We start from the raw sequence: 12191 nt of genomic DNA, 5'->3' as shown, positions 1-12191 counted from the left end.
GAAAACAGCAGATTATTAGGTATAACAAGGGAAAATAGTATAATATAAGAAAGCGATACATGGATTGGAGATTGGATATCAGTTACAGCATGTTATCCATTTTGGGGAAAATAAAAGAAAAAGATAGGAGATTTATATGTCAAAGTATGAAGAAAGATTACAAAAGGTTATTGCTCAAAGCGGAGTGACATCCAGAAGAAAGGCTGAGCAATTGATTCTTGATGGAAAAGTAAAAGTAAATGATCAAATCGTCACAGAGATGGGGGTAAAGGTAACCTCCCAGGATAAAGTAGAGGTAAATGGGGTTCCGCTTGAAAAAGAGGAATTTGTATATTATTTGCTGTATAAGCCTAGAGGAGTCATCTCCAGCGTGAAAGATGATAAAAATAGAAAAGTAGTTACCGATTTTCTTCCGGAAGTCGAAGAACGCATTTTTCCGGTAGGCCGGCTGGATTATGACACATCAGGAATATTACTGTTAACGAATGATGGGGAATTTGCCAATCAGCTGATGCACCCAAGTAAAGAGATTAATAAAGTGTATGTAGCAAAAATCAAAGGTATTCCTCATAAAAAGGAATTGTTAAAATTACGGAAGGGTGTTGTATCTGACGGAGAGAAATTAAAAGCTGTCGATGTTCATATGCTCTCCAATGACAAAGAAAAGAAAACTTCCATTATTGAATTGACGCTGCATGAGGGCAAAAACAGACAGGTGCGCAGAATGCTGGAAGCGATTGACTTTCCAGTAATGAAACTGAAGCGTGAGCAATATAGCTTTTTGACACTGCACGGATTAAATGCTGGTGAATATAGAGCACTTACGCCGAAAGAAGTCAATCAGCTTCGGAATATGTCCACAAAATTGTAAGATAATATTCAAATTTAAACGCTTTAGTCAATGTTATAATGAGTTGGGAAAGGGGGTCGGAAAACCATGAGCAGGGAAGCAAGAGATATTCAAAAACAAAAAAAGAAACGAAATCGCTTCATTTTTCGTTCTTCTATATTAGTTGTGTTGGTGGGCGCAGTCATATTTGCACTATTTTCAAATTCAAAGGACGAGGATGAGATATACCGTGCAGGCGACGCTGCTCCTGATTTTCAATTGACTCAAGTAAATGACGCTGTTGATGAAGATATTACACAGCTCAGCGATTTCGAAGGCAAAGGGGTTATGCTAAACTTTTGGGCAACATGGTGCGGACCGTGTAAAGACGAAATGCCGTATATGCAGGAATTGTATCCGGAATACAAAGAAAAAGGCGTTGAAATTGTAGCAGTCAGTCTAGATGGAACTGAATTAGTTATTGATAATTTTATTGAAGATTATGGATTGACTTTCGCTATTCCGCATGATACAAATTCGGATGTCAGAGACTTGTATCGAATCAGGCCGATGCCGACAACCTTCTTCATTAATCCGGATGGTACGATAAATGAGGTTGTCCAAGGAGCTTTGACATTAGAAAGATTAGAGGGGCATTTAGACGCAATCACACCGGATGCATCATGATAATCCATGAGAATGGGGGCAGACAATGAATAAAATAAAATGTGAATGCGGCCACATTAATCCTGAAGGTACCGTATTATGTGAAGCGTGCGGAAAACCGGTAGAGGGAAATCAGCATATTGACGGAAATGATGATAAAAAATTGTTGAATATGCGATATGATGGCAGTGCCCGCCGTTCACAAACATATCAGAAATCAATCATTGATAAGATTTGGAGTTTTTTCTCCTCTGTAAAAGTAGGGGTATGGCTGATTGTTTTAGCGTTAATCGCCTCGATTATGGGTACGATTTATCCGCAGGAACAATTCATCCCGCAGGATGCTGTATCAAGAGATCCTGCCATTTTTTATGAAGAAACGTATGGTATTTTAGGGTTGATGTATTATCAGTTAGGATTCCATCATATGTACAGTTCTTGGTGGTTTATCACTTTAATCGCGTTAATAGGTATATCGCTGGTCATCGCCAGCTTAGACCGTTTTGTACCGCTTTACCGGGCATTAAAACACCAGAAGCCTAAAAAACATAAGAAGTTTTTATCCAGACAGCGATTATACAGTGAATCAGCTAATGCAGCCGATGCGGATGTAGACAAGCTGGTAAAGAGTTTAAAGAATTCCAGATATAAAATAACAGAAAAAGATGGCCATATATTAGCTGAAAAAGGCCGGTTTTCAAGGTGGGGCCCTTACGTAAATCATATTGGTTTAATCATTGTATTAATTGCAGCTATTTTGCGTACAACGCCTATCATGTTCTCTGAAGATTATATGTGGCTTCGTGAAGGGGAGCAGAGAGTTATCCCCGGCACAGATAACCAGTATTACATAGAGAATAAAGACTTTATTGTGGAAACACACAATGGAGAAGGAGAAGACGGTTTTCAAGAGGGGTCCGTTGATGATGAAATTGCAACGAATTTCCAGACCGATGTTGTTATTTATGAAGCAACGAATGCGGACGTCGTTGGTGCTGAACCGGAGCTGGAGCCAATTCTTGATTACTCAATCCAAATGAATAATCCGGCAAAATTTGATGGATACACCTTATACCAACAAGGTTATCAGTTAAATGAATTTGAAAATATGACTTTTTATATTCATGAAGAAGATGATGAAACGCAAGAATCTCTAGGTTCTTTCACGATTGACTTAACTAATCCAGACCGGGTGTATGAATTAGACAGCGGTTTCCAGGTAGAGTTAACGAATTATTATCCAGATTATATTATGACGGAAGAAGGAACACCGGCTTCAGAAACAGACTATCCTAGAAATCCGGCATTTGTAGTGACTGTGTACCCTCCTGACTCAGAAGAAGGAGAGGTCAGCTTTCTTGGAATCGGTATGAATGTAGATGCTACAGGAGAAAATCAATACAAAGTAGCAATTGACGGTGTGGAATTCAGGGATGTCAGCGGTATTACAGTTAGTTCCGATCGGACACTTCCTTTCTTTTTAATTGGTGCTATGATCTTTATGATTGGGGTTATTCAGGGAATGTACTGGCAGCACCGGCGTATTTGGATTAATAAGCAAAAGGACAACACATTGCTTCTCGCAGCTCATACAAACAAAAACTGGTTCGGAATCAAACGTGATATTGAAAAAGCGGTAGAAGGTACGAATGTTACTATGGTAGAAGACCAGCAGGAGTTAGACGAGTAAAAATGAAATGGTAGAGAAAGGATCGGAGGTAAATGAATGGGTATATACAGTGTTAGCAGTACCGCCCTGCTTATTGCTTTTCTTTTATATTTGGTTGCCACCTTCTTTTTTGGAGGAGCAATTCGTCAAAATAAAAACGAGCGTCATCAGAAAACAAAAGCAGGGACTATCGGTTTAGTTATTACAATAATTGGTTTCGCTTCGCAGCTCGTATACTTTATAGCAAGATGGGTGATGACCGGTCATGCGCCGGTTAGTAACCTTTTTGAGTTTACAACCTTTTTAGGGATGTCGATGATTTTAGCATTTATTATTATTTACATCTACTATAAAACAGCGTTTTTAGGGGTATTTGCTTTACCTTTGGCTACGATTATTATTGCATATGCAAGTATGTTCTCGTCAGATGTGGCGCCATTGGTAGCGTCTTTACAAAGTTATTGGCTCCCTATTCATGTTTCGACAGTATCTTTGGCACAGGGCATTTTATTTATCAGCTTTGTTGCCGGATTAATGTATTTAATTCGTCAGATTGACCAAACCAGAGCAACAATGCGTAATACCATGCTGGAACTAGTTATTTATGGTATCTTTTTATTTGTTGGATTTATTGTCATGACAAGCATATTTAATGCTGTTTCTTATCAAGCTACCTTTGAGGTGGAAGGAAACGGACAGCAAACCGTGGCAGAATATCATCTTCCGCCAATTGCAGCCCCTCAGGACAGCACGTTATTATCGGAAAATGTTATGAGTCCGTGGTTTGAAGTGCCTGGCTGGATGCATGGCGATGATGCAGGCAGAAAATTTAATACGGTGATTTGGTCATTCTTTGGAGGAAGTATTATTTATGGAATTGCCTTTTTAATTTCCCGCAAACGAATCGGGAAAAGACTGCAGCCCCTTCTGAAAGGGGTCAAACCGGATATGCTGGATGAAATTATGTATCGCTCAGTGGCGATCGGTTTCCCTGTCTTTACTTTAGGCGGATTGATTTTCGCTGCGATTTGGGCCCAGATTGCCTGGGGAAGGTTCTGGGGCTGGGATCCAAAAGAGGTCTGGGCATTAATTACCTGGCTCTTTTATGCAGCATTTCTCCATTTGCGGCTATCCAGAGGCTGGCATGGGGAAAAATCAGGCTGGCTCGCGGTTGTCGGTTTTGCCATCATTATGTTTAATTTGATTGTCGTAAACCTGGTCCTTGCCAGCTTACACTCTTACGCATAATACAGGACGCGGAAGATTGCAGGCAGGATCTGCGATAAAAAGAGAATTGTTATCACGCAGTTGGTAGCAATTCTTTTTTTCTATGACTATAACTTTAATATGTGCTGCAAAAGAGAGGAATGCTCTTAATTCCTTAACTTTTCAAACAGGTTCGTTTATAATGCTAATTAGAGTTGATATGAGGAGTGAAATGTAAATGAGTGAAACACAGAAACTATTAGTAGTAGATGATGAAGAAAGAATTCGACGTTTAATAAAAATGTACTTAGAAAAAGAAGATTTTGAAATAGATGAAGCGGCAGATGGAAAGACGGCGTTAGAAATGGCGTTGCAAAATAATTACAGTGCGATTATTTTGGATATTATGATGCCGGAAATGGATGGCATCCAAGTTTGTGAGGAGCTGAAAAAAGAAAAGGATACGCCGGTTATTATGCTGACAGCGCGCGGAGAAGAATCGAACCGTGTGCAGGGATTTGAAGTAGGCGCTGATGATTATATTGTGAAGCCATTCAGCCCGAGAGAAGCAGTATTACGGGTGAAAGCGATTCTGCGCAGAGTTTCTAACTTGAATTATCAGCAATCCGATACGACTGCCAAAAATCTATTAGTGTTTCCACACTTGACTATTGACCATGATGGACACCGGGTTACAGCAGATAATCAGGAAGTCAGCTTAACACCAAAGGAATATGAGCTGCTTTGTTTTCTGGCAAATTCCCCGGATAAAGTATTTAACCGGGAGCAATTATTAAAAGAAGTATGGCAATATGAGTTCTTTGGCGATCTTCGTACAGTCGATACACATGTGAAGCGTCTACGCGAAAAACTAAATTCTGTTTCTTCCGAAGCTGCGAAGATGATTGTGACAGTATGGGGAATCGGCTATAAATTTGAGGTTGAACAAGACTGATGTTTTGGAAAAGCGTTGTCGGAAAGTTATCATTAACAATTTTATTATTAGTATCTTTTGTTTTATGTGTATTGATGTTTTTTTTAATGCAGTTCTTTGAAAATTATCATATACAAGAAGCTGAAAATGACATGTCACAAATGTCTGAGAAAATTTCTTCGTTGGTAGATTCAGATTATGATACGGAATTTATTGAGGATGCAACAGAAATGCTGAGAGATCCTTCCAGCCGTGTTGTCATTTATTATGCTGATGAGGAACAGTGGATTTCGGGCACTGAGGATACGGATTTGGATTTTATTAATGAATCGTGGATAATAAACGATGCAGAAGCACAAAACTTGACCAGCCAGGTGGCATCACAGAGTTCACAAGGATTGGTCGTGGACGATAATGAGGTTATTTCGGTAGGCTCTCCCTTAGAGAACGGCGGGGCAGTATTTGTATTTAAATCATTGGATATGATTAACGAAACAAGAGATCAGACAACCAAGCTGATTTTACTGAGCGGCGGAATTGCTATTCTCTTAACAACTTTTTTTGCCGTATTTTTATCATCCCGGGTTACAGCACCGTTAATCAAAATGCGGGAGGCTGCTTATAATTTGACCCGCGGGGAATTCAACACAAAAGTACCTGTGCTGACACGGGATGAGATTGGTGATCTAGCGATTGAATTTAACCGGATGGGAAGCCAGCTTAATTATCATATTCAAGCTTTGAGGCAGGAGAAAGAGCAATTGTCAAGTATTGTGAGCTCCATGGCCGATGGTGTCTTTACATTGAACAGAGATGGTGAAATTGTTGTCATCAACCCGCCTGCAGAAGCGTATTTAGATAACTGGAATTATGAGCATAACCAGGGAGAACATAAAGAAAGACAGCTTCCGACAAAACTCAAGGATGCGCTTAATGAAGTGATTGCCGAAGAAAGAGCGGTTTTAAAGGAGTCTGTTCTACAAGGAAGGAACTATGTGATGCTGGTTACTCCTTTATATGATGAATCTCATGTCCGCGGCTGTGTCGCTGTTATCCGTGATATGACAGAAGAGCGCCGTCTGGATAAATTGCGCAAGGACTTTATCGCAAATGTTTCGCATGAATTACGCACGCCTATTTCGATGCTTCAAGGGTATAGTGAAGCGATCGTTGATGATATTGCTGAAACAAAAGAAGACAAGAATGAACTGGCTAAAATTATTTACGAGGAGTCGCTCCGGATGGGCAGACTGGTCAATGAATTACTTGATTTAGCCCGGATGGAAGCAGGGCAAATCCAGCTCCATGTTGATTCTGTTGCCGTTCAGGCCTTTGTAGAGCGTATTGTTCATAAATTTCAAGGTATCGCCCAGGATAACGAAGTGGAACTCTCCTTAGCGTTAGATATGCACGAACAAATTGGGGAGATGGACGCGGATCGTATCGAACAAGTATTGACCAATTTGATCGATAATGCAATTCGTCATTCGGAAAAGGGCGGAAAAGTAGAAGTACATGCGCTGAGTAATTCCGATTTCCTTCATGTGGAGGTAGAGGACAACGGCAGCGGCATCCCGGAAGAGGATCTGCCATTTGTTTTTGAACGTTTTTATAAAGCGGATAAATCAAGAGTGAAGAAAGAGAAACAGGGAACTGGCCTGGGACTTTCTATTGCTAAAAATATTATTGAAGCCCATCAAGGGAAAATTCAAGTAAGAAGCAGGCTGGATATCGGCACAACTTTTAGTTTTGAAATACCTATGAAACATTCCTAAAAAAGGAAAGGTATGATAATATAACGGTATATTTAAATATCTATTGAAAGATGGGAAGGTTGCCCCAGATGGCATGCCTTCTCTTTCTCCAGCTCTATATATTAAAGTAAAGAAATGGCAGTGGACAGGGAATTGATATAGGTATACAGCCGGTCAGACTTTCTTTACGAAATAATATGGAGCTGACTATAGGGGGGGAGATAAGAAATGAATAAGTGGCTGAAGTTTTTTAGTATTATGCTGTTATCCTTCGTTTTTCTTGCGGCATGTGGTAATGATGAGGGAGCTGAAGAAAATGAAAGCTCTAATACTTCGGTAAGCACCAATGAGTCAAGCGGAGAGGCACAGGAACTTGCCGAAGATGAAGTACGTATAACGATAACGATTGATGAAGGAAACGAGAATGTATCAGAAGAGGTCGTACAAGTAGAAGAAGGAGATATTCTGCTGGATGTGATGAAGGATGCTTTCTACGTGGAGGAAGACAGCGGGTTTATTACTTCAATTGAACGTGTGTCAGATGATGCAGATGAAGGAAAATATTGGATGTATTTTGTAGATGGTGAAGCGGCAGAAGTCGGCGCTGGAGAATATGAATTGAATGGCGGCGAAGAAATTATCTTTGATTTACAATCGATGGAATAAGAAATGAACACATACAAGCTGACATTACTTGCACTCCTTGCAACACTGGCTGTTGTAGGCAGATATGCGTTTCAATTTATCCCTAATGTTCAGCCTGTTACCGCAATTATTATTTTAACAGGTATTTTCCTTGGGCCAATGTCAGCTGTTATATTAGGAATATTAGCAGTATTTCTTTCTAATATGCTGCTTGGAATGGGAATCTGGACTGTGTGGCAAATTATTTCATGGTGTATCATTGGCTTAATCGCAGGTATCATGGGGATCACTTGGAAAAGAGTACCATTTATTTTTATAATTATTTTTTCTGTGGTCAGCGGTTATTTTTACGGATTTATTATTTCTTTAACCACGTATCAGGTAACAGGATATTTTTGGCCATATTATTTGGCCGGACTTCCTTTTGACACAGCACATGCAATTGGTAATGCAGTGTTTGTCACTCTTTTATATCCATTGCTTCATGCATTACTTCAAAGATATGCCAAAAATAGATTTCGAATAAAGGATTAACCGGGAAACGACCGAAAACTGCAAAACGGCAGCCTTTTCGGTCGTTTTACTGTTTATTTCTTTTCCTGTACCAGACAGATAGAACAATAATAAAGAAAATACATGTCGCTAAGCTGGCCATCGCGAAGATAATGGAAGTTTGAAGTAAATTAGTGAAGGAGTAGAAAAAGCCAATTGTTATTAAAGCAATGAAAACATTCGCTTTTTTCTTATCGTTGATTAAAAATGCAGATAAAATAGCAAAGGCTAAGAAATAATATACGAACATGATGAGATATACCAAAGTGCCAATAAAGATATCGTTAGGAGCCACCGTCAAAATAACTACCATAGTTACCCCCTGCCTTTAGACCTCAAGAAATATTACTAACTAACTCAACTTTCGAAGATTATATAGTAACTTCATTTTTATCAAGAATATTTTGATTTTATTTAATTAATTCCCTAATCTCTGTACAGTAAACATATGAAGAATCAAAAGTCTTTTGAAAGTAGTATCATTTCTTGCTCTCCATATATAAACATCCATCCATTCGTGATATACTTTTCTATGAAATTAAATGAACTTTTAAGATTTAAAAACAGGAGTCAAACATATGCCTACATTTTTAACCTATGAAGAAATTCTGCTCAAATGTGAGGAGATAAATGCAAAATATGAAATAAATCAGGAACGATTTGATGAAATCGTCGATGGTATCCTGGATAAAGAAGATGTGTCAGCGGATGATAAAATTGCTCAAGCATTCGCTCAGCTGCTTCAGGCGGTAAGTGAAGAGATCAGTGATATGGAATCGACAGCTGATCTTATGCCAACATGTCAAATGGGCTGTGCTTTTTGCTGCTACTTTCCAATTATTACAAATAAGATGGAAGCCATGCTGATAAAAGATGCCATTTCTAAAATGCCTGCAGATCGAAAGCATTTTATTGAAAATCACCTTAGCGAATATTATCAAGTTTATGAAGAAAAGGTAGAGCAGCTAAGTGGCATTGATATCGTTTCTGATTCAGATGCAAAATATAAATACAAAAAAGAGCAGCTTCCATGTCCATTTTTGAACTTGAAAACGAATGCTTGTATGGTCTATGAAGTACGCCCGCTGCCGTGTCGAACCTATGTGAATTATACGAATCCCAAAGTCTGTGCGGATAATATCATGCCTAAGGAAACCATCAGTTATGAATTTTTGTATCAGGAATATATGGGGGCAATGAATGAATTATTGCAATATCTTTATGAAAATGACAGGATAGAGAAAATGGATTATCCTGGAGATTTGTATCAAGAGGATTTATTAATCAATTGGATGAAAGAGTCTGTATGACAGGCTTTTTTTAGAGAATGCTTTCGTATGAATGGTGGTGTCAGGATGCTTTTTCAAGGGATTCTTATCGAATGTTTCCAAAAAATAAATCAAGAGCGTACAACCTCCAGTGTTTACAATCTTTTAATCGGGAAAAAAGCCATTCAGACTATACAGGACGCCAGATTTTATCATATTGCTGATTACTATGGCATTTATCCTGATTTAATGAAGACGGACTACTATCAACAGCTGCAACAATTACTGGAGAGGAATTATTTGCTGGCGGATGATGAGCAGAGGCTGCTAATAACAAAAAAAGGACAGGCGTGGCTTACAGCCAATAAAACAACCCTTGCTGGTTTTTATGGTTCGACTTACAAAAATATAATTGAGCCCTTCAAGCAGCGGTTTCTGCTTTTCATTCAGACCTTTACAAACATTGCTAAGAACGAATATCGATTCATTCCTATTACAGATAATCACGAAATCGAACAATTTGTAAAAGGCTTTTATAAACAATATAAACATCGTTCCATGGAATTGCTGCAGCAGCTGTATAAGGAATTAGAACATGCCTTATCGATGTTGTCTGATTTGGAGGCCTCGATGTTTATTGACCGTCTGACGAGTTTTTCTTCCTATGGAAGCAGTTTACAGCAGCTTTCTCAAGATTATCAGCAGTCTATTCCAGATTGCTATTTAACCTTGCAGAAGGTGTTTTATCATTTATTATACGTACAGGAGCATGGCGAAGAGTATTCGATGCTTAAGCTTTTCGTTAAAAACTTGGGTACTGCGGATACGCCTTTGAGCCAGACAGCACAATCTACACACCGGTTATTGCAAAAACAGCATACTTTTAACGAAATCATGCAAATTCGCCGGTTAAAAGCAAATACGATACAGGATCATTTTGTGGAGATTGCCATGCATGAAGAAGCGTTTCCTTTTTTTGATTACTTAGATTCAACGATTTATGAAGAAATTAAAGAAGTTGTACATAAAAAGCAAACCTATCGTTTAAAAGAAATTAAAAATAATGTTCATCCGGATATCAGTTACTTTCAAATTCGCTTGGCGCTTGTCTTGTATAACAAATAGGGGGTGAGAATTATTCACTTAGAAGAAGCATTGCATCAACATTTTAATTATGATTTCTTTCGTCAGGGACAGGAAGAAATCATTTCCGATGTCCTGCGTGGAGAGGATGTCCTCGGCGTATTGCCTACCGGCTCCGGAAAATCTATCTGCTATCAGCTTCCTGCAAAACTGTTAGACGGTATCACCCTTGTTGTATCACCGCTCATTTCTTTAATGGTCGACCAAGTAAAGGAATTAAAAGCGGCTTCCTTTAAAGAAGTAATTGCTTTAAACAGTTTTTTACCTTTTCAAGAACAGCAGAGAATATTAAAAAATTTAGACGCTTACCGGCTTATCTATGTTTCGCCGGAGTGGCTGCAGAAAAGTACACATTTAAATTATTTGAAACAGCTGCCTGTTAAATTGTTTGTCGTCGATGAAGCGCATTGTATTTCACAATGGGGACACGAGTTTCGGCCTGATTATCAGCGGCTGCATGAAGCAATAGCAGCATTAAATCATCCGCCGGTATTAGCGCTGAGTGCTACAGCAACTCCAGACGTGCAAAGAGACATTATCCAGAGCCTGCATAAACCGGATATGAAAAAGCATATCTATCCAATGGATCGGAAAAATATTGCTTTTTGTGTAGAGGAAGCAGAAAATGACCAAGAAAAATTAAAACGCATTACAGAAATCATGGCATCGTATGCTGTTCCCACATTAATCTATTTTACAAGCAGACAGGCTGCAGAGGAGATTGCTTTGTCCCTGGCCGCCAAGCATCCGGAACGAAATATTGCCTATTACCACGGTGGAATGGAAGCAGCAGAGCGCCTGCGGGTCCAGCAGCAATTTATGAGTAATCATATTGATATCATCTGCTGTACAAGTGCGTTTGGAATGGGAATTAATAAACCCGATATACGACTGGTCATCCACTACCATCTCCCGCTTCAGATAGAGTCATATATTCAAGAAGTAGGCAGAGCTGGGAGAGATGGGAAATCCAGTGTCGGTATGATTCTTTATCAAAAAGGCGATTTTCGACTATCTGCGAACATGGTGAAAAATGAGCTGCCGGCGATAGAAAATATAGACCATCTGGTTTCGACGATTGTTGCCCTTCAGCGTCAGCATAAGGATTTACCGTCTCCAGAACAACTGCATATGCTTTTGGATATCAACGAAGGAGCAGCACGTTTTATTCAAAGACAACTCCAAAAGCATGGGCTCCTTCGCGATAATGAATGGTTTATAGATGAAGAGAAATGGAAGCAGGTTAGAGTTAATGTCATGAACTATCTGGAGAAAAGGCAGTTATATAAAAACAAGAAGCTCAATGAATTGTATCAATGGATCCAGACAAAGAATTGTTTGCGGGAAACACTTTACCAGCCTTTTCAAAGTGGTTTTGAGAAGCCGTCTGATCAATGCTGCAGCAATTGCGGATTTGATTGGAGCAAGTGGATGCCTTCATCGTCTTTCCAAACTGCAGAAGTCTCTTATCCTGTGAACTGGCGTAAAAAACTTCAGCGAATTTTACATTTGGAAGAGGTATAAG

General features: G+C 39.2%; 12 protein-coding genes. 11 read left to right on the top strand and 1 reads right to left on the bottom strand.

Annotated elements, in window-relative coordinates; all coding sequences use genetic code 11:
- Positions 1-136: 136 nt before the first annotated feature.
- The 8 genes from MKY65_RS12585 to MKY65_RS12550 all read left to right on the top strand — a co-directional run bounded on the left by MKY65_RS12585 (position 137) and on the right by MKY65_RS12550 (position 8237).
- A complete protein-coding gene (locus MKY65_RS12585) occupies positions 137-871 on the top strand; it encodes a pseudouridine synthase (RefSeq protein WP_339177319.1) in 735 nt (244 codons plus the stop codon).
- Between the two features lie 66 nt (positions 872-937).
- Positions 938-1516 carry a thiol-disulfide oxidoreductase ResA gene (gene resA / locus MKY65_RS12580; protein ID WP_339177317.1) on the top strand — a complete coding sequence of 193 codons (579 nt, stop codon included), beginning with the start codon at positions 938-940 and terminating at the stop codon, positions 1514-1516.
- 25 nt (positions 1517-1541) lie between these two features.
- Positions 1542-3185 (top strand): cytochrome c biogenesis protein ResB, encoded by a 1644-nt coding sequence (locus MKY65_RS12575; RefSeq protein WP_339177315.1) that lies wholly within the window; start codon positions 1542-1544, stop codon positions 3183-3185.
- Positions 3186-3221: 36 nt separating this feature from the next.
- The gene (gene ccsB, locus MKY65_RS12570; RefSeq protein WP_339177313.1) at positions 3222-4412 is read left to right on the top strand and encodes a c-type cytochrome biogenesis protein CcsB; all 1191 of its coding nucleotides are present in this window, start codon (positions 3222-3224) and stop codon (positions 4410-4412) included.
- Between the two features lie 196 nt (positions 4413-4608).
- Complete coding sequence (locus tag MKY65_RS12565) at positions 4609-5325, top strand: response regulator transcription factor (protein ID WP_339177312.1); 717 nt, start codon at positions 4609-4611, stop codon at positions 5323-5325.
- The gene (locus tag MKY65_RS12560) at positions 5325-7079 is read left to right on the top strand and encodes an ATP-binding protein (protein ID WP_339177310.1); all 1755 of its coding nucleotides are present in this window, start codon (positions 5325-5327) and stop codon (positions 7077-7079) included. Before MKY65_RS12565 ends, MKY65_RS12560 begins: the two co-directional genes overlap by 1 nt.
- 207 nt (positions 7080-7286) lie before the next feature.
- Positions 7287-7724, top strand: a complete 438-nt coding sequence (locus MKY65_RS12555) for a DUF4430 domain-containing protein (RefSeq protein WP_339177308.1) — start codon at positions 7287-7289, stop codon at positions 7722-7724.
- Between the two features lie 3 nt (positions 7725-7727).
- On the top strand, positions 7728-8237 hold the full coding sequence (locus tag MKY65_RS12550) for an ECF transporter S component (protein WP_339177306.1): 510 nt from the start codon (positions 7728-7730) through the stop codon (positions 8235-8237).
- A 46-nt stretch (positions 8238-8283) separates the two neighbouring features.
- On the opposite strand, the gene MKY65_RS12545 is transcribed toward MKY65_RS12550, so the two are convergent.
- The gene (locus MKY65_RS12545) at positions 8284-8568 is read right to left on the bottom strand and encodes a hypothetical protein (protein WP_339177303.1); all 285 of its coding nucleotides are present in this window, start codon (positions 8566-8568) and stop codon (positions 8284-8286) included.
- Positions 8569-8833: 265 nt separating this feature from the next.
- On the opposite strand from MKY65_RS12545, the gene MKY65_RS12540 reads away from it, so the two are divergent.
- From MKY65_RS12540 to MKY65_RS12530, 3 genes are read left to right on the top strand one after another with little or no spacing between them, the layout of a single operon-like run.
- Positions 8834-9565, top strand: coding sequence for a YkgJ family cysteine cluster protein (locus MKY65_RS12540; protein ID WP_339177301.1), 732 nt, complete (start codon positions 8834-8836; stop codon positions 9563-9565).
- Positions 9566-9610: 45 nt separating this feature from the next.
- Positions 9611-10648: a helix-turn-helix domain-containing protein gene (locus tag MKY65_RS12535; protein WP_339177298.1), complete on the top strand. Its 1038-nt coding sequence runs from the start codon at positions 9611-9613 to the stop codon at positions 10646-10648.
- 3 nt (positions 10649-10651) lie between these two features.
- A complete protein-coding gene (locus tag MKY65_RS12530) occupies positions 10652-12190 on the top strand; it encodes a RecQ family ATP-dependent DNA helicase (protein ID WP_339177296.1) in 1539 nt (512 codons plus the stop codon).
- Position 12191: the final 1 nt, after the last annotated feature.

This window comes from Oceanobacillus sp. FSL W7-1293 (assembly GCF_037969815.1).
Lineage (GTDB): Bacteria > Bacillota > Bacilli > Bacillales > Amphibacillaceae > Oceanobacillus > Oceanobacillus oncorhynchi.
This window is presented reverse-complemented; position numbering and strand designations above follow the sequence as displayed.